Here is a 19,271-nt window from a genome sequence, read left to right on the forward strand (position 1 = left end):
GCGGGCTACTCCACCACGACCATCCAGAGCAGCAGGAGCAGGACCATCAGCACCGCCAGCGTGGTGGTGCGGCGCCGCCGGGCTGCAGGGTCGGCCCGTCGCGGTGGCACGACGAGCGCGCGGTAGCTGCGCTCGTTCGATGGCGAAAGTGTCGCGGCAGGCGGCGCGGCGACCGAACCCGGCAGGCGACCGTACTGGCGCTGGAACCTCACCGCATTGGCATAGAGCGCCGTCAGCTCGCCCAGCATCGCCTTTCCATCGTCGTCGGCCGGCTCGCCCCCATTGCGGTCCGGGTGCAGTTCTCCGATGCGTCGCCGGTAGGCATGCCGAAGCTCGTCCAGGCTGCAACCGGGATCGAGATCGAGCTCCTCGTACAGCACCGCAAAATCCTGATTCATGGTGTCCCCTGGTGTGCACGCCTGGTGTGTGCGCCGCCGCCCCGACCGGTGCGGTTCCTGCCGTGCCTGCGTGGCCGCTGCCCCGTGCCATCGGCGTTTCAGATGGTGCAAGCCAAAGGGCGGCACCAACAGGGGTAGCGAATGAACAGTGCACGACCGGAACTGCCGACCGATCATTCTCCGATACGCAATCCGCCGTCCGGAACGGTCGGTTTGTCCTTCGCCATGGATGCAGCGACGACCGCATCCCTGCACGCGCTGGCCCGGCGCCATGGCACCGATCCAGGTACCGTCGTGCTGGCGGGATGGTGCGTGTTGCTGATGCGCCTGTCGGCGCGGGACCAGATGGTGATCGAAGTCGCGGGCGAAGCGCCGACGGAGCTGCGCGTGGACCTGTCGCACATGCCGGGCACCGGCGAGCTGCTGGCTGCGTTGCACGAACTGTTGGTGTCGGCGCGGGACCTGCCCGTGATCGGTTCTGTGGAAGCGACAACACCCGGGTTTGGATACCACTGGCACTCCGGTGATAGCGACAACGCGCCTGGCGAGGTCGGCGACGGCTACGAACTCGCTCTCTCGCTCGGATGCCAGGGCGACGGCATCACCGGATCGATCCAGTACGACCCCGCGTTGCACCGAGCGCAGGCCGCGGAAAGCTATCCCGACTACCTGCGCAACCTGTTGCAGGCGATGGTGGCCGACGAGGCCTGCCCGATCGACCGCCTCCCGTTGCTGGATGACCGGCAGCGCCTGCAGGCGTTGCGGGAACACGACGCCCCGGCCGCCGATTACCCGTTGGACCTGTGCGTGCACGAGTTGTTCGAGGCGCAGGTGCAGCGCAGCCCGGATGCCGTCGCCGTGGTCGACGCCCACGCACAGCTGGACTACGCGCAGTTGAACACCCGCGCCAACCGGCTCGCGCATCACCTGCGCGCGATCGGCATCAAGCCCGATGACCGGGTGGCGATCTTCCTTGAGCGCGGCACCGAACTGATCGTCGCGCTGCTGGCCGTGCTGAAGGCCGGCGCCGCCTACGTGCCACTCGACCCGACCTATCCGCTCGAGCGGCTCGGCTACACGCTGGAGGACAGCGAGCCGGCGGCCGTGCTGACCACGCAGGACATGGTCGATGGCATCGGCAAGCGACTTGCGATTCCCGCAGGCGTGCCGGTACTCGACCTCGCCGATGCAACGCCGCCGTGGCACGCGCAGTCGCCCGACAATCCCGAAACCGCGGATGCGGGACTGTTGCCGCGGCACCTGGCCTACGTGCTGTACACCTCCGGCTCCACCGGCAAGCCCAAGGGCGTGGCGATGCCGCATGCGCCGCTGGTCAACCTGGTGCAGTGGCAGTTGCGCCAGCCGGGTGCCGCCGGCCCGTTGCGCACGTTGCAGTTCGCCGCGCTGGGTTTCGACGTCGCGTTCCAGGAGACCTTCGCCACCCTGTGCGCGGGCGGGCAGCTGTTCCTGGTCGACGCGGATACGCGGGTCAGCGCGACGCGGCTGTTCCAGTTCATCCGCGAGCATCGCATCGAACGCGCGTTCCTTCCGTATTTCGCCCTGCAGATGCTGGCGGAGGGTCTCGACGCGCAGATCGACGCACTGGCCCCGGGCGAACCACTGGACTGCGCGCTGCGCGAGGTCATCACCGCCGGTGAGCAGTTGCGGATCGAGCCACGGATCCGCCGCTTTTTCCAGCGGGTTCCCGGCTGCCGCCTGCACAACCATTACGGCCCGACCGAAAGCCATGTGGTCACCGCACTGACACTGCCCGGTGATCCTGCGGACTGGCCGCGCCTGCCGGCCATTGGCGCGCCGATTTCAAACGCGCGGGTCTACGTGCTGGATACGCATGGCGAGCCGGTCCCGTCCGGCGTCGTCGGCGAGCTGTACCTGGCCGGGCCGGTGCTCGCGTGCGGCTACCTCAAGCGGCCCGACCTCGATGCCGGGCGTTTCCTCGACGATCCCTTCAGCGAGGCCGACGGCGCGCGGATGTACCGGACCGGCGACCTCGGTCGCTGGCTGCCCGACGGCACTTTGGAGTGCCTCGGCCGGCAGGATTTCCAGGTCAAGGTCCGTGGGTTCCGCATCGAGCTGGGCGAGATCGAGGCGCAGGTCATGGCCTGCCCGGGCGTACGCGAGGCCGGCGTGGTGGTCCGCGAGGACAGCCCCGGCTTCAAGCGCATCGTCGCGTACTACTCTCCGCTCGCGGCCGACGCGCCGGTCGACGTGGACCTGCTGCGGCGGCACCTGGCCGCGCAGTTGCCGGACTACATGGTGCCGGTGGCCTACGTGGCGCTGGACGCGCTGCCGCTGACCCCCAACGGCAAGCTGGACCGCGCGGCGCTGCCGGCACCGGGGCGGCAGCGGCCGGACTGGGCGGGGCCGTTCGAGCCGGCGCAAGGCGAGCTGGAAGTCGCGCTGTGCCGGGCGATGGCCGATGTACTGGACCTGGAGAAGATCGGCCGCAACGACAACTTCTTCGAGCTGGGGGGCGGCTCGCTGCTGGCGGTGCGGGTGGTCGAGCAGGTCAAGCGCGAGGCCGGCCTGGACGTGGCCATCACGTCGTTGTTCGCGCATCCATCGCCGGCGGCGCTGGCGATGGCCCATGCATCGGCGCAGGCGCCGGGCATCGCCGCGGGACGCATGGGCGCCGGGCGTCGTGCAGCGGGGCTGGCCGAACCCATCGCGATCATCGCGATGGCCGGGCGCTTCCCCGGCGCCAACGATGTCGAGGCGTTCTGGGACAACCTCTGCGAGGGCCGCGACAGCATCAGCCACTTCAGCCTCGACGAGATCGACCGCTCGGTGCCGGAGGCGGTGCGACGTGATCCGGCCTATGTCCCGGCGCGTGGCCTCGTCGATGGCGTGGAACTGTTCGACGCGGCGTTCTTCGGCATCTCCCCGCGCGAGGCCGAACTGATGGACCCGCAGCAGCGGATCTTCCTCGAGCTGTGCTGGGAGTGCATGGAGCGCGGCGGCCACGTGCCGGGCGCCGGTGCCGGCCCGGTCGGGGTGTTCGCCGGCATGTACAACGCCAGCTATTACCAGCACAACGTGCTGCCCAATCCGGAACTCGTCGAGAAGGTTGGCGCCTTCACGGTGATGCTCGACAACGAAAAGGATTACATCGCCACCCGCGTCGCGCACAAGCTCGACCTCACCGGGCCGGCGGTCAGCGTGCACACCGGCTGCTCGACCTCGCTGGTGGCGATCTGCCAGGCGGTCGACAACCTGCGCCTGGGGCGCTGCGACATGGCACTGGCCGGTGGAGTGGCGGTGACCAGCCCGCTGCGCAGCGGACACCTGTACCAGGAGGGCGCGATGCTGTCCTCCGACGGGCACACGCGCAGCTTCGATGCCGCCGCGCGCGGCACGGTCTTCAGCGATGGCGGCGCGGTGCTGCTGCTCAAGCGGCTGTCGGATGCGCAGGCCGACGGCGACACCATCCATGCGGTCATCCGCGGCGCCGCGATCAACAACGACGGCGGCGACAAGGCCAGCTTCACCGCGCCGAGCAGCGAAGGGCAGGCGGCCGTCATCGCGATGGCGCACGACGATGCGGGCATCGACCCGCGCAGCATCTCCTACGTGGAAACCCACGGCACCGCGACGCCGCTGGGCGACCCGATCGAGATCGAAGGACTGACCCGCGCGTTCCGCCGCGGCACCGACGACAACGGCTTCTGCCGGGTCGGATCGGTCAAGAGCAACATCGGCCATCTGGTCAGCGCGGCCGGTGTGGCAGGGACGATCAAGGCCGCGCTCGCGCTGTCGCGGGAACGGATCCCGGCGACCGTGCATTTCACCGAGCCCAATCCGGCGATCGATTTCGCCGCGACGCCGTTCACCGTCAACGCCCGCTTGCACGACTGGCCGCGCCAGTCCGGGCAGCCACGGCGCGCGGGCGTCAGCAGCTTCGGCGTGGGCGGTACCAACGCGCACCTTGTGCTTGAAGAGGCGCCGCTGCCTGCCGCCTCCGAGACCTGCGAGGGGCCGCACCTGCTGGTGCTTTCTGCGCGCAAGCCGGCCGCGCTGGCCGCGGCCGCGGCGCGGCTGGCAGAGCATCTGGAGGCCGATCCCGGCGCCCGCCTGGACGACGTGGCGTGGACGCTGGCGGCAGGCCGCAAGGCATTCCCACACCGGTTGTCGCTTGTGGCCGATGACGTCGCCGACGCCATCGCCAGCCTGCGCGATCCCAAGGTCGCTGCGGCCGCCGAGCGCAGCCGGCCGGCCCACCGCGCCGATGTGGTCTTCATGTTCCCGGGGCAGGGCGCGACCTATCCGGGCATGGGCCGCGAGCTGTACCGCACCGAGCCGGCGTTCCGCCGGGCGTTCGACGAGTGCATCGACAACCTGCCGCAGGACGACGACCGCGACCTGCGGGCATTGATCCTGCACGGCGATGCCGACGCCTTGCGACCGACCGCGGTCATGCAGCCGGCGACCTTCATCGTCGAGTACGCGCTGGCGCGGATGTGGATGGACCATGGCCTGCAGCCGGCCGCGCTGGTCGGCCACAGCGTCGGCGAGTTCGTCGCGGCGGCGCTGGCGGGCGTGTTCACGCTGGCCGACGCACTGCGGCTGGTGGTGCGCCGCGGTGCGCTGATGCAGGCGCAGCCGGGCGGCGCGATGCTGTCGGTCCGGATCGCCCTCGACGCGTTGCAGGCGCGGTTGCCCGACACCCTCTCGCTGGCGGCCGAGAACGCCCCCGGCGCCTGCGTGGTGGCCGGGCCACACGAAGACATCGCGGCGTTCCAGGCCAGCCTGGAAGCCGATGGCATTGCGTGCCGGGCCCTGTGCACGTCGCATGCGTTCCACTCGTCGATGATGGATCCGGTGGTGGCACCGTTCCGCGCCGAGGTCGAGGCGATGGTGCGGACGGCACCGGTGCTGCCTGTGGTGTCCACCGCCACCGGCCAGTGGCTGGATGCGGAAACCGCCTGTTCCCCGGATTACTGGGCGGGCCACCTGCGGCAGCCGGTGCGATTCGCCAAGGCGATCGAGTGCCTGGTCGTGGATACGCCGCGGGTGCTGCTCGAAGTCGGCCCACGGACCACCCTCGGCACGCTCGCCCGCCAGCATCCCGCCATCAAGGGCCAGCCCGGCACGGCGGTGCTGTCGTCGCTGTCGGACCACCCGGATGCGGAGCAGGGCAGTGTCCGGCAGGCGCTCGGGCAGGCCTGGTGCCGTGGTGTACCGGTGGATCCGGCCTGCTTCGACCGGCGCGCCCGGCGCTGTCGCGTGCGCCTGCCGACCTATCCGTTCGACAGACAACGTTACTGGGTAGAAGCACCTTCCACGACGGCCAAGGTCGTCCTGCATCCCGCCATCGCAGCAGCCGCAACCCCGGAGTCCCAGATGCCGCACCCTGTCCCGTCACCCGCCGTCGAAACGGTCGCCGATCGCAAGCCCCGCCTGATGGGCGAGGTGCGCGACCTGTTCGAGGACATCGTCGGTTTCGATCTGTCCGATGCCGATACCGATGCCAACTTCATGGAGCTGGGCCTGGACAGCCTGATGCTGACCCAGGTCGCGCTGCAGCTGCAGAAGGCGTTCCCGGTCGCGGTGACGTTCCGCCAGCTGATGGGCGACTGCTCCAGCCTCGACCGGCTGGTGGCGATGCTCGACACGCAGATGCCAGCGGAGGCCGCGCCCGCGCCGGCCGCGAATGCCGTGGTGGCGCCCGTTGCAGCTCCGGCCGCTGCTGCCGTCCCGGCCACGGACGCCGTGGCGACGGCGGCCAGCGTGCCGTTCGCATTGCCGGCGGCGCCGGCCATGGCGTCCGCCGTCGACCCCGGCGACTTCGGGCGCATGCTGATCTCGCAGCAGATGCAGTTGATGTCGCAGCAGCTCGCGCTGCTCGCGGCGGGTCCGGTGGCGCCGGTGGTTGCGGCACCGGTCGTCACGACGCCGGTCGCGGCACCCGTGGCAATGCCCGCCGTCGCGAATCCGGCGCCGTCGCCAACTCCCGCACCCGCATCGCAAACCGCGGTCGCCCCCGTGCCTGCAGCGGACGACGAGGTCGCGCAACTCGCCCACACCCGCTACGACGTGCAGAAGGCCTTCGGCGCGATCGCGCGGATCCACACCAGCAAGCTCAACCTCGACGAACGCCAGCACCAGCACGTGCAGTCGTTCATGCAGCGCTACATCGAGCGCACCGGCAAGTCCAAGGCGTACACCCGCGAGCACCGGCCGCACATGGCCGACCCGCGCGTGGTCAACGGCTTCCGGCCCGCGGTGAAGGAGATCGTCTACCAGATCGTGGTCGAGCGTTCCAAGGGCGCCCACGTGTTCGACATCGACGGCAACGAGTACGTCGACGCCACCAACGGTTTCGGTACCAGCATGTTCGGCTGGCAGCCCGGTTTCGTGATGGATGCGATCCGCGCGCAGCTGGACCTCGGCTACGAGATCGGCCCGCAACATCCGCTCGCCGGCGAGGTCACCAGGCTCGTCTGCGAGCTCACCGGACATGACCGCGCCGCCCTGTGCAACACCGGCTCGGAAGCGGTGATGGGCGCCATCCGCGTGGCCCGGACGATCACCGGCCGCAACACGGTGGTGATGTTCAGCGGTTCCTACCACGGCATCAACGACGAAGTGATCGTCCGCGGCACCCGCAAGCTCAAGTCGGTCCCGGCCGCGCCCGGCATCCTGCCCAACACCGCCGAGAACGTGCTGGTGCTCGACTACGGCACCGACGAAGCGCTGGAGATCATCCGCGCGCGCGCCGGCGAACTGGCCGCCGTGCTGGTCGAGCCGGTGCAGAGCCGCCGGCCCGACTTCCAGCCGGCCGAGTTCCTGCGCGAGGTGCGCAGGATCACCGAGCAGGCAGGCGCCGCGCTGATCTTCGACGAGGTGATCACCGGGTTCCGCAGCCATCCGGGCGGCGCCCAGGCGCTGTTCGGCATCAAGGCCGACCTGGCGACCTACGGCAAGGTCATCGGCGGCGGCTATCCGATCGGCGTGATCGCCGGCAAGCGCGCCTTCATGGACGCGTTGGATGGCGGCCACTGGGACTACGGCGACGATTCGCAGCCGACCGTCGGCGTGACCTATTTCGCCGGCACCTTCGTGCGCCATCCGCTCGCGCTTGCCGCGGCGCATGCGGTGCTGGTGCACATGAAGGAATCCGGCCCGGCGCTGCAGCAGGGCCTCAATGCCCGGGTGGAGGCGTTCGCCGACGAGTTGAACGCGTTCTGCCTGCAGGTCGGCGCGCCGCTGCGGATTACGCAGTTCGCCTCGCTCTGGCGCACGCAGTTCCTCGAAGACCATCCGATGCAGGAAATGCTGTTCGCGATGATGCGCATCCGCGGCATCCACATCCTCGACAACTTCCCGTGCTTCTTCACGACCGCGCATTCCGAAGCGGATTTCCAGGCGATCCTGAAGGCCTACAAGGACGCCGTGCTCGAACTCCAGGGCGCCGGTTTGCTGCCGCGCGCCGAGGTGCCGGCAATGGCGGTGATGGATGCGAGCCAGCCGCCGGTTCCCGGTGCACGGCTGGGCCGGGAGCCTGACGGCCGGCCGGCATGGTTCGTGCCCAACGACGGGGAGCCGGGCAAGTTCCTCAAGGTAGGGGCGTAGCAATGGCGGCGATCATGCAACCCGCGGCCCACAGCGCGGTCGACTACGACCCGTTCGCGGACGGCGAGCTCGCGCGCGTGGTGTCGACCACCGAGCCGCAGCGCGAAGTCTGGCTCGCGGACCAGCTGGGCGAGGACGCCTCGCTGGCGTTCAACGAATCGTCGTCGCTGCGCCTGCGCGGGTCGCTTGATCGCCGCGCGTTGCACGCCGCGCTGGAGCAGCTGGTGGCGCGCCATGATGCGTTGCGGTCCAGTTTCGGGCCGGATGGCGAAAGCCTCTGCGTGCGGCCGGCCACTACGCTGGCATTGCCGTTCACCGACCTGTCGGCGATGGATGCGGCTGCCCGGGACGCCGCGCTTGCCGCACGCCTGCGCAGCGTGGTGGAGACGCCGTTCCGGCTGGATCGCGATGAACTGTTCCGGGCCGAGTTGCTGCGCCTGTCGGACGACGAACACCTGCTGGTCCTGACCGCCCACCACATCGTCTGCGATGGCTGGTCGTGGTGGGTGCTGGTGCAGGACCTGGGCATGCTCTACGCCGTCGAGTGCGGGACCGAGACCGGTCCGTTGCCGCCGGCCGAAGCGTTCTCCGACTACGCCGTGGCCGAAGCCGCGCATGTCGCCGGCAAGGCCTCCGCCGCCGACGAGGCCTACTGGCTGTCGCGGTTCGCCGACGGCGCGCCGGTGCTCGACCTGCCGACCGACCGGCCGCGGCCGCACCGTCGCAGTTTCGCCTCGCGTCGCGAGGACCACGTCATCGATGCCGATCTGGTCGCCGCGGTCAGGCGCATGGGCGCGCGCCGCGGAACCAGCATGTTCGCTACCCTGCTGGCCGGTTTCGCCAGCGTGGTGTCGCGCATCGCCGGGCAGTCGCAGGTGGTCGTCGGTATCCCGGCCGCCGGCCAGTCCGTCGACGGCCACGACCACCTGGTCGGTCATTGCGTCAACCTGCTGCCGCTGCGCTTCGACCTGGACCCGGCGCAGCCGTTCCAGCAGTTGCTCGGCGACGCCCAGGACACCCTGCTCGACGCGATCGAGCACCAGCGCTACACGTTCGGCACGCTGCTGCAGAAGGTCAAGCTCGAGCGCGATCCCGCGCGCCTGCCGCTGGTCAGCGTGATGTTCAACATCGACCAGGCGCTGGAGCGCGAGACCACGGGTTTCCCCGGCCTGTCGATGGATTTCCGCAGCAACCCGCGCAGCTACGAGAATTTCGAGATCTTCATCAACGCCGTGCACGCGCATGGCGCGCTGACGCTGGAGTGCCAGTACAACACCGACCTGTTCGACGCGGACACGATCCGTCGCTGGCTGTCGGCCTACGAAGCGCTGCTGCGCGATGCGGTCGAGCGTCCGGAGGCCGCCGCCGCGAGCCTGTCGCTGGTCGATGCCGATGCGATTGCAGAGCTGGCGGCGCTGCAGCCCGCGCCGGTCGAGTTCGATCGCCAGCTCCGCATGCACGAGTCCTTCGAGGTGCAATGCGATCGCGATCCGGATCGGGTCGCGCTGGAGTTCCGCGGCGAGTCGCTGAGCTACGCCACGCTGGAGGCGCGGGCCAACCGTATCGCCCACCTGCTGCGCGCGCGCGGGGTGAAGCGCGGTGGCCTGGTCGGCATCGCGCTGGACCGCGGGGTCGACATGCTGGCCGGCCTGCTCGGCGTGCTCAAGGCCGGTGCCGGCTACGTGCCGCTCGATCCGCAGTTCCCGGCCGAGCGGCTGGCCTACATGGCGGGCGACGCCGGCCTGGCCGCGCTGCTGACCCAGCAACGCCATGCCGGCCAGTTCGACCTGCGTGGCCGCCCGGTGCTGATGCTGGACCAACTGGACGAAGAACTCGCATCCATGCCCACCGGCCGGATCGGCCGCGACGAGGATGCGGCCGAGCCCGAGTCGGTCGCGTATGTCATCTACACCTCCGGCTCCACCGGCCGTCCCAAGGGCGTGCAGGTGCCGCACCGGGCCGTCGCGAACTTCCTGGTCGGCATGCAGCGCGAGCCCGGCATCGGTCCCGATGACCGGCTGGTCGCGGTCACCACGCTGTCGTTCGACATCGCCGTGCTGGAACTGCTGCTGCCGCTGAGCGTCGGCGCCCGGGTGGTGCTGGCGGACCGCGATACCGCGGTCGATGGCGGCGCGTTGAAGGCGCTGCTGGTGGACTCGGGCGCGACCCTCATGCAGGCCACGCCGGCGACCTGGCGCCTGTTGCTGGAAGCGGACTGGGCGGGGCATCCGGCGTTCGCCATCCTCTGCGGCGGCGAACCGCTGCCGGCCGACCTTGCGACCCAGCTGCTGCCGCGCTGCGGCGCGCTGTGGAACGTGTACGGGCCGACCGAAACCACGGTCTGGTCGACGATCGCGCGGGTGGAACAACCGGCTGGCCAGAATGTTCCCGATATCCACATCGGCCATCCGATCGCCAACACCCGGGTCTGGATCGTCGACGAGCAGGGCGGGCTGTGCCCGCGGGGCGTCGCCGGCGAGATCTGCATCGGCGGCGACGGTGTGACGCTGGGTTACCTGCAGCGACCGGAACTGACCGCCGACCGCTTCGTGCCCGACCGGTTCGCCGGCGCGCCTCCCGCGCAGGCGGGGCAGGCGGCGGCGCTGCTGTACCGCACCGGTGACCGCGGCCGCTGGCGTGCCGACGGCAACCTGGAGCACCTCGGCCGCCTCGACTTCCAGGTCAAGGTCCGCGGCTACCGCATCGAGCTGGGCGAGATCGAGAACAACCTAGCCAGCCACGCCGACGTGGCGCGGGTGGTGGTGATCGCGCGAGAGGACCGCCCCGGCGACGTGCGCCTGGTCGCCTATGTCGTGCCGCAGCCGGGTCGCGAGGTCGACGAATCCGCGCTTGTCGCGCACCTTCGCGGCGCGCTCCCGGACTACATGATCCCGCAGCACGTCATGGCGCTGGACGCGGTGCCGCTGCTGCCCAACGGCAAGGTCAACCGCAAGGGCCTGCCGGCGCCCGACACCACCCTCCAGCGCAAGACCGACAGCGTCGCGCCGCGCAACGAGCTGGAGCGCAGGATCGCCACCACCATGGCCAGCGTGCTCGGGGTGGCGGAGATCGGTGTCGAGGACGACTTCTTCGCCGCCGGCGGGCATTCGCTGCTGGCGGCCCAGCTGACCTCCCGGCTCAACCGCGAGTTGGGCGTGGCGCTGTCGCTGCGGGCGCTGTTCGACGCCCCGACGGTCGCGCGCCTGGCCCGCAGGATCGATGACAGCGCAGGCGAACCCGCTCCGGTCCACGCCCCGATCCCGCGTCGGCCCGACCAGAGCCGCGCCCCGCTGTCGCTGATCCAGGAGCGGCTGCGGATGCTGGAGGAGTTCAACCCCGGCCAGCCGACCTACAACACGCCGTCGGCCCACGTGCTGAACGGTCCGCTGGACGCCGAGGTGTTCGAGCGCGCGTTCCGCGCGATGGTGCAGCGCCAGACCGTGCTGCGCACCACGATCGGCGAGGAGGATGGCGAACCGGTGCAGATCGTGCACGACGACTTCGATACCGGACTGCTGCCGGTGGTGGACATGAGGTCGATCCCGGCCGATCGTCGCGAAGCGGAACTCGACAGGCAGCTCGCCGCGCTGGTCGCCGTCCCGTTCGATCTCGGCAAGCCGCCGCTGTTCACCGCCCGGCTGTACCGCATGGACGAGCAGCGCCACGTGCTGATGTTCATGCCGCACCACATCGTCTGGGACGGCTGGTCGTTCGACCTGCTGTACACCGACATCGCCGGGTTCTACCAGGCGTTCCTCGACGGCCGCGAGCCGGACCTGCCCGAACTGCCGGTGACCTACGGCGATTTCGCGGCGTGGCATCGCGAGTGGGTCAAGGGGCCGGAGTACGCCGCGCAACTGGATTTCTGGCGCACGCGCCTGGGTGGCGCGAACCTGGAGGATTCGCGCAGGGTCAGGGCGTTGCCGACCGACCACCCGCGGCGCCCCGGGATGTCCGGGCGGGCCTCCTCGCACAAGTTCGAGATCCCCGCCGCGCTGGCGGAGCAACTGCGCGAGTCCGGGTTGAAGATCGAAGCGACGATGTTCGTGACCCTGCTGGCGGCGTACTTCACCTTGCTGCACGGCGTGAGCGGCCAGAACAACCTGATCGTCGCGACCCCGGTCCGCGGGCGTCACCGTCCGGAGGTCGAGGCGATGATGGGCTACTTCGCCAACCTGCTGCCGCTGCGCATCGGGATCGACCCGTCGGTGCGGTTCGCCGACGTGGTCAAGGCCACCAAGGACCTGGTGCTGGACAGCCTGGGCAATCCCGACATCCGCCTGGAAGACCTCATGAGCGAGCTGAGCGTGCGTACCGCCAGCGGCGGCAGGATGCTCTACCAGTCGCTGTTCTCGTTCCAGGACATCCGCCAGCGCGAGTTGAACTGGGGCAACGTGACCCACGAGCGTCGCGCACTGCCGCATCCGGGCGTGACCGAGGACCTGGCGATCTGGTTCGTGGAGGAAGTCGACAAGCTCAGCGCGGCGGTGGTCTACAACACCGAGCTGTTCCGCCCGGAGAGCGCGGACCTGCTGCACCAGCGGTACCTGGCGATCATCGAGGCGGTGGCCGCCGATCCGTTCCAGCCGATCGCGGCCTTGACCCGGTTCGAAAATCTCGCGCCGCTGGACCTGAAGGATTGGGACGCCGCGGCGACGGCGACGGTCGAGCCGCTGCACACGGCCGCGGACGCCGCCGCGGCACCGGCCCCGGCGGGCTCCACCGTCACCGACGACGACCCGCTGCTGGCCCGGCTGGCGCTGGTCTGGAGCGAACTGGTCGGGCTCGAGTCCGTCGCACCGGATGACGATTTCTTCGCCCTCGGCGGCAACTCGCTGCAAGCGGTGCAGATGTTCCAGGCCGCCCGCCAGCTGACCGGCACCAACCTGCCGCTGGCGACGCTGCTCGCGGCACCGACCCTGCGCGGCCTGACCGCCGCGTACCGGAACGCGGGCGCCGTCGCCGCGCCGGCATCGATCCCGATCGCCCCGGTGTTGGACAACCCGGTGTCGAACAGCCTGGCATCGAGGGATCCCTGGGCGCCGCTGGTGCCCATCCGCACCGGGGGCACGCGCCCGCCGCTGTTCCTGGCCCATGCCGTCGGCGGCAACGTACTCAACTACCAGCACCTTGCGAAGAAGCTGCCCGCCGACCAGCCGGTGTACGGCTTGCAGGCCATTGGCCTGGACGGGCGCACGCCGCCGCTGCAGCGGGTCGAGGACATGGCGCGCCGCTACGTTGCCGAGATCCGGCAGGTGCAGCCGGAAGGTCCTTACCGCCTGGCCGGCGGCTCGATGGGTGGCATCATCGCTTTCGAGATGGCCCAGCAACTGGTGGCCGCCGGACAGCAGGTTTCGTTCCTGGGGCTGATCGACACCTCGGCCGATTACGGCGAACGCTGCCGGCGCGAAGCGCTCGGTGGTTGGCGGGTCAAGCTGCGCAATCGCATGGCGGGTCGTTCATGGCGGCAGCGCTGGGCGGTCCTGGGGGCGGCCCTGGCATCACGCAAACGCCGGCTGGCGCTGCGGCTGAAGACCGCGTTGGCGCGCCGGATCGGCGCGGAAATCCCGCATGCCGACCGCTACGCCGGGATCGAAGCGGTCCATCGCCAGGCCTACGAGCAATACGCCGTGCGGCCGTATCCCGGCCGGGTGGTGCTGTTCCGCGCTTCGGAACAGCCGACCGCGCTCGACCGGCGGCCGACGCTGGGCTGGGAGCAGCTGGTCGAAGCGGTGGAAGTGATTCCGGTCGACGGTTCGCATGTCGGGCTGGTCGAGGCGCCGGAAATGGCGCCGAGCCTGGCGCAGGCACTGGCCGCGGCGCCAAATGGCCACGCCAGCGCGCGCCAGGAGGCGACCGGCGTGTCGGCCGTAGCCGCGGTGGATGATCCTCGGGTCCGCTACCTGATGGCGCTGTGGAAGGAGTTGCTGGATGCCGACGTGGCGCCCGGCGACAACTTCTTCGATGCCGGTGGCCACTCGATGCTGGCGGTGCAGATGACCGATCGCGTGTATCGCGAGCGCGGCGTGCGGCTCAACATGATGCGACTGGCCAGCTGGACGCTGTCGCAGCTGGCGGCCGAGTTGCCCGCTTCGACGGACGAATCGAGCCGCAGGCTTGCCGCCGCGCACGGCGCGCCGGATGGCAGGCAGCCGGCCTCGACCAGTGGGCTGGCGCGGATGCTCGGGTCGCCGGAGGCGGCATCGCAATGACACTGCCGCTGTTCTTCGGCCGGCCCGGGCGACGCCTGTACGGCATGCACCATCGCGCCCAGCCGGCACGGGACCACGTGTTGATGTGCGCGCCGTTGCTGCACGAGGGCACGCGCTGCCACCGGGCCCTGTGGGCGCTGGCCGAAACGCTGGCGCGCGCGGGCGTGAGCACCTTGCGCTTCGACTGGTACGGCAGTGGCGATTCGGCGGGCGAATCCGACGAACTGACCCTGCAGGGAATGCTGGATGACCTGGCCGCGGCGCGGTCGGAACTGTCGACCGGAACCCCGGCCGCCGGGTGCCGGTTCTTCGCCGTGCGTGGCGCCGCGTTGCCGCTGCTTGCTTACGTGCGCAGCCAGGGCGTGCCGGCACGCATCGTGCTGTGGGATCCGGTGCTGGTCGGCGACGAACTGGTCGCCGAATGGCGACAGCAACACGCATGGCAATTGACGGCGGCCGGCCGCTTTACCCGCGGCGGCGCCGTCGCCGAACCCGACGAACTGCTGGGGTTCGACATCGACGGGCAACTGCTCGGCCGGCTGGCGCGGCTGGACGCGCTGCACATGGAACTGCCGGCAGGCAGCGAAGTGCTGCTGGCGACGTGGGACTTCCCGCCATCGCATCGCCAGTTCGTGGAGTCGCAGCAGCAGATGGGGGTCAAGGTCGAAGTGGTGACGCTCGATCCGGGGGACCGGGTCGACTGGCAGGACCGTCACGCGTTCGAGTTGCAGGCGTTCCCGCGTCGCAGCGTGTCGCGGCTGGCCGGACGGCTGGCAGGGGCGGTCGCATGAACCTGCAGGCCACGGTGCCGGAACTGGATGACGCGGTTGCGGGCGGCGTGGACGAGCAGGTCCACGCGTTCGGCGATGGCCTCGTCGGCATCGTCAGCCAGCCGGCCGCGGCGACCCGTCACGCCACCGCGCTGATCCTGCTCAACGCGGGGCTGGTCCACCGGGTCGGGCCGTTCCGCGGTTACGTGCAGCTCGCGCGGGTGCTGGCCGATGCGGGATTCGTGGTCCTGCGCTTCGACCAGCCCGGCCTCGGTGACAGTCGTGCACCGGTGGCCAGCGAAGGCGTCCGCGACAACGCCATCCGGGCGGCAATGGCATTGGTCACCGCGGAAACCGGGGTCTCGCGCTTCGTGCTGGGCGGCATCTGCTCGGCCGCGGACGACGCCTTCAACGCGGCCGACATCGACCGCAGGATCGTCGGCCTGCTGCTGCTGGACGGCCTGGCCTATCCGACGCCGGGCCACTGGCTGCGCCACGTGCTGCCGCGCGTGCTCGATCCACGACGCGTCTGGCGCCAGTTGCGTTCCATGCTTGGCGGCAGGTCGTCGCAGGGCAGCTTCCGTGATTTCCCGACCCGGGCCGAGGCGCGGCGCAAGCTGGCCGACCTGGTGGTGCGGGATATCCGGATCCTGTTTGTCTACACCGGCGCGGTGTACCGCTACTTCAACCACCGTGGGCAACTGGCCGCCTGCTTCGGTCGCGCGGCGCGCGAGCCGCAGGTGTCGCTGGAATACTGGCCTGCGTGCGACCACACCTTCTACCTGCGGCATGACCGGCGGCGGCTGCAGGCCGCCGTGCTCGGCTGGATGCGCGAACAGTTCGGACACTGACCATGGGCACCAAGAGTCCCGGCATGGTGGCGCACTACCTGCGCTACTCCACTGCCAACGTGATGGTCATCCTGGCCGGCTTTGTGTCGTTCCCGGTGCTGACCCGGCTGCTGGACAACACCCAGTACGGCATCCTGGGCTATTACGAAACCTGGGCGCTGATGGCGGTCGCGTTCGGCAAGCTCGGCACCCAGCACGCCCTGCAGCGCTACTACCCGCACGACGGCGACGCCGGCGCGACCCGGTCGTTCGCGACCAACTACTTCCACGTGCCCATGGCCATCTCGGTGGCGCTGTGGCTGCTGGTCGTGGCCGGGTTGCTGGCGTACGACTGGGCCACCGGTTCGCGCCAGTCGCCGGTGATGTGGCTGGCACTGGCGTCGGTGCCGATGGCGGTCTACGCCAGCCTGGTGGACACGGTGCTGCGGGTCAGGGAGAGCTCGAAACTGGTGATGCTGTCGCGCATCGGCAGCCGCTGGCTGCAACTGGTGCTGATGCTGTCGGCGGTGGTGTGGATCCAACAGAGCGCGTTTGCCGTCTATGGCGCCAAGCTCGCGGGCACGTTGCTGGTGGTGGCGTTCTACCTGTACTGGGCGCGGCGCCACCTGCCGTTCTCGCGCGCCGCCGTGGATGCCGGCATGGCACGCCAGGGCCTGTCGTTCGGCGGGCCGATGATCATCTACGAGGCGTTCGCGGTGGCGCTGATCCTGGTCGACCGGGTGATGCTGAAGTTCCTCACCGGCGACTTCGCGGTGGTGGGCATCTTCAGCATCGGCGCAGCGCTGGCGCTGCAGGTGCACATGTTCATGAACCTCGCGATCTTCGAGTCGTTCACGCCGATGGCCAACCGGCTCAACGTGACCGAAGGCGCGTCGGCGGTGCGGGCGCTCAAGTCGAGCGTGCTGATGCCGATGACCTACGCCTCGGTGGGCGTGTCGGTGCTGCTGTGGTGTTTCGGCACGGACGTGATCCTCGCGCTCAGCGGCCCGGACAAGGTCGCCTCGGGCCCGGTATTCGCGGTCATGGGCGTCTCCCGCGCGCTGCTGCCGGTGCTGCTGGTGGCGGGCTACGGATTGATCATGGGCAAGCGCTCGACCCAGGTCATGGTGCTGATGTGCGGCAGCCTGCTGGTCAACTCGGTGCTCAACTGGGTGTGGATCCCGCAGTTCGGGGTGATGGGCGCGGTCTACGCCACCCTGGTGAGTTCCACCGCACTGGCGGTAGGCCATTGCGTGTGGGTGCCGCGCGACCTGCTGAAACTGCCGGACGCGCGGACGGTGGTGACCGCGGGCGGGGTCGCGGCGGGTTGCATCGTCGGGGTATGGGCCACCGGACTGTTCGGGTTGCGGCCGGGCTGGGAGCGCCTGCTGGTCGGCGGCACGGTGGTGGGGCTGGCCTACTGCTCGCTGGTGCTGCTGCTGGATGCACGTATCCGCATGCAGGTGCTGGGGCTGCTCAGGTCGCGCTCACGGGCCGGCGCCATTGCCGCCGGTTCCTGAGGTCGGAGCGGCGCGATGCGATGCCCGATAGGCCGTCGCGCCGGGCCGCGCGGTGGATTGCCAGGCGGCGTGGAGCACCAGCAGGCAGCGCGCGAAGTCCGGTCGCGACATCAGCACCAGCGGGTTGCCCATGAACAGCGCCGGTTCGACGCACCAGCCGGCGTTGCCAGGCAGCTTCAGGACCCCGGTCCGGCGTTGCGCCGGCGTCGCCGTGGTTGTGCCCGACCGGTCGGGGCCAGCCGCTTTGTCGCGCGTCGCGCGGGTCTCGCCGGTGTTGCTGCCGGGTGCGGCCGCCGCTTCGCCCTGCCATTCGATCGCGCCGATGTCGCTGGCCGCGCCATGCGGTCGCGGCCGGCCGAGGAAATCCACGCCGCCGCGCGACCCCGTCGCCTGGTCGATCAGCGGACTGCCCGCGACGGGCGCTGGCTGGAAGTGGTCAAGGTCGATGTCGGCCAGTCGTGGCGCCTTGCCGCAGAGGTTGTCGCCCGGCGGGCACTGGTCGTGCTTGACGTTCCAGAACGCGTTGCCGGTGAACAGCACCTTCGCCCGGCTGTCGTCGGCGTAGTGGCCGCATGTCAGCTCGCCCGGATTGCCATCGGCGTCGGCGAGGAAGTCGATGTTTCCGACCAGCGCGTTGTCCTCGATCGCAATCGTCGACGACGGGCCGCCGCCGGACGTGAGGATCAGGCAGTCGCCTTCGCCGGTGATGGTGTTGTGGCGCACCGTGGCGAGCTGGCCGTCGCCGACGCCGATCGATACCGCGTTGCCCATCGCCCGGCACTGGTCGCTCCAGGTCATGTCGAACTTCTCGTTGAAGTAGGCGCAACTGCCGACGATCACCGAATCCTCGATCAGCGCGTTGCCCAGGGTCTTGACCTGGTTGCCGGCGTTGGCCTCGGCCCGCACCCGGCGGATGGTGACCGAGGTGGACGTGGCTTCGTCGAGGTAGAGCAGGTCGATGCCGTCGGAGGTGTTGTGGTGGACGTTCGAGTCCTCGATCAGCCAGCGTCCGCCGGTGCTCGCGGTGCCGAGCCCGTCGCCGTAGCCGCCGGCTTCCTGAGCCCAGCAGCCGTGGATTTCGCGGGTCTTCCAGCGCTCGGCGCAACCGTTCCATGCGATCTCCACATGGCGGAACACGATGTCGCCGGAGTTGGAGCTGCCATCGCCGACATCGCCATCCCAGCCGGCCCAGCCGTTGCCGTTGATCCGGACCCGCTCCAGGGTCCAGTCACGCAGCCCGCCGGCCATGATCCCGCGGCCGGCGAGGCCGTGGATGTCGAGGTCGTGCAGCCATGCATCGCGCGAGTTTTTCGCCCAGATGCCCACCGACGCCCACTCGCCGAACGGCTGGCTGTCGCGTTCGCAACGCACGGCGTCGTCGGTGTGGAATTCGATGCAGTCGCTGCGGTCGGTGATCTCCAGGCAACCGATTTCGACGTGGTCGCTGCCCTCGAGGTTGAACACCATGTCGACGCGCTCGACGCCAATCAGGCGCGGCGATGCGGCGCAACCGGCGTCGTGGCCGCGGCCGAGGATGCGGGTGCGCTGGTCCGACGACCGCCCGCCCGGCACCGCGGACGGGTAGCAGTCGTAGCGCGCGTCGCCGTAGCAGCGCTCGCTCTCCTCCAGGCCCGGCGCGCCCCAGCCGACGAGGTAGTCGCCCGGGCCGATCAGCAAAGTGTCGCCGCCATCGATCCGCGCCATGTCGTGGGTCGGCAGGGCGACCAGCGGGCTGTTCCATGCGCACGCCTGGTCCTTGCCGTGGCCGGGGTAGGGCGCATCGGCCAGGCCGGTGCACTGGCCGGCGCTGCCGCCGTCGGTTCGCACGTAGTAGGTTTGTGCGGCGTGGGCGGACGTTGCTGCGCCCAACAGCACCAGCACCGTCAGAACGGGGACGAAACCGGACATGCGAAGCAGGCGACGGGGATGCACGTACATACCTGGGAGC

The 19,271-nt window shown here is 70.0% G+C and carries 7 protein-coding genes; 5 read left to right on the forward strand and 2 right to left on the reverse strand.

What is annotated here, in order from left to right; all coding sequences use genetic code 11:
- Positions 1-5 precede the first annotated feature (5 nt).
- Positions 6-398, reverse strand: coding sequence for a DnaJ domain-containing protein (locus tag ACT9AS_RS10740; protein ID WP_445100125.1), 393 nt, complete (start codon positions 396-398; stop codon positions 6-8).
- Positions 399-623: 225 nt separating this feature from the next.
- On the opposite strand from ACT9AS_RS10740, the gene ACT9AS_RS10745 reads away from it, so the two are divergent.
- From ACT9AS_RS10745 to ACT9AS_RS10765, 5 genes are read left to right on the forward strand one after another with little or no spacing between them, the layout of a single operon-like run.
- Positions 624-7,991 (forward strand): amino acid adenylation domain-containing protein, encoded by a 7,368-nt coding sequence (locus tag ACT9AS_RS10745; RefSeq protein WP_445100126.1) that lies wholly within the window; start codon positions 624-626, stop codon positions 7,989-7,991.
- A 14-nt stretch (positions 7,992-8,005) separates the two neighbouring features.
- A complete protein-coding gene (locus ACT9AS_RS10750) occupies positions 8,006-14,203 on the forward strand; it encodes an amino acid adenylation domain-containing protein (protein WP_445100127.1) in 6,198 nt (2,065 codons plus the stop codon).
- Positions 14,200-14,994 carry a hypothetical protein gene (locus tag ACT9AS_RS10755; RefSeq protein WP_445100128.1) on the forward strand — a complete coding sequence of 265 codons (795 nt, stop codon included), beginning with the start codon at positions 14,200-14,202 and terminating at the stop codon, positions 14,992-14,994. The genes ACT9AS_RS10750 and ACT9AS_RS10755 overlap by 4 nt, the downstream gene beginning before the upstream one ends.
- On the forward strand, positions 14,991-15,824 hold the full coding sequence (locus ACT9AS_RS10760; protein WP_445100129.1) for an alpha/beta hydrolase: 834 nt from the start codon (positions 14,991-14,993) through the stop codon (positions 15,822-15,824). The genes ACT9AS_RS10755 and ACT9AS_RS10760 overlap by 4 nt, the downstream gene beginning before the upstream one ends.
- A gap of 2 nt (positions 15,825-15,826) precedes the next feature.
- Positions 15,827-17,323: an oligosaccharide flippase family protein gene (locus tag ACT9AS_RS10765; RefSeq protein WP_445100130.1), complete on the forward strand. Its 1,497-nt coding sequence runs from the start codon at positions 15,827-15,829 to the stop codon at positions 17,321-17,323.
- Here ACT9AS_RS10765 and ACT9AS_RS10770 read toward each other — a convergent pair.
- Positions 17,291-19,231: a choice-of-anchor Q domain-containing protein gene (locus ACT9AS_RS10770; RefSeq protein WP_445100131.1), complete on the reverse strand. Its 1,941-nt coding sequence runs from the start codon at positions 19,229-19,231 to the stop codon at positions 17,291-17,293. The genes ACT9AS_RS10765 and ACT9AS_RS10770 overlap by 33 nt on opposite strands.
- Positions 19,232-19,271 lie beyond the last annotated feature (40 nt).

The organism is Lysobacter sp. F60174L2 (genome assembly GCF_052547135.1).

Bases quoted from the DNA above. Each gene is read 5' to 3' on its own strand.
- ACT9AS_RS10765 (WP_445100130.1), top strand. From the start codon at position 15,827: ATGGGCACCAAGAGTCCCGGCATGGTGGCGCACTACCTGCGCTACTCC.
- ACT9AS_RS10750 (WP_445100127.1), top strand. From the start codon at position 8,006: ATGCAACCCGCGGCCCACAGCGCGGTCGACTACGACCCGTTCGCGGAC.
- ACT9AS_RS10760 (WP_445100129.1), top strand. From the start codon at position 14,991: ATGAACCTGCAGGCCACGGTGCCGGAACTGGATGACGCGGTTGCGGGC.
- ACT9AS_RS10740 (WP_445100125.1), bottom strand. From the start codon at position 398: ATGAATCAGGATTTTGCGGTGCTGTACGAGGAGCTCGATCTCGATCCC.
- ACT9AS_RS10755 (WP_445100128.1), top strand. From the start codon at position 14,200: ATGACACTGCCGCTGTTCTTCGGCCGGCCCGGGCGACGCCTGTACGGC.
- ACT9AS_RS10770 (WP_445100131.1), bottom strand. From the start codon at position 19,231: ATGTCCGGTTTCGTCCCCGTTCTGACGGTGCTGGTGCTGTTGGGCGCA.
- ACT9AS_RS10745 (WP_445100126.1), top strand. From the start codon at position 624: ATGGATGCAGCGACGACCGCATCCCTGCACGCGCTGGCCCGGCGCCAT.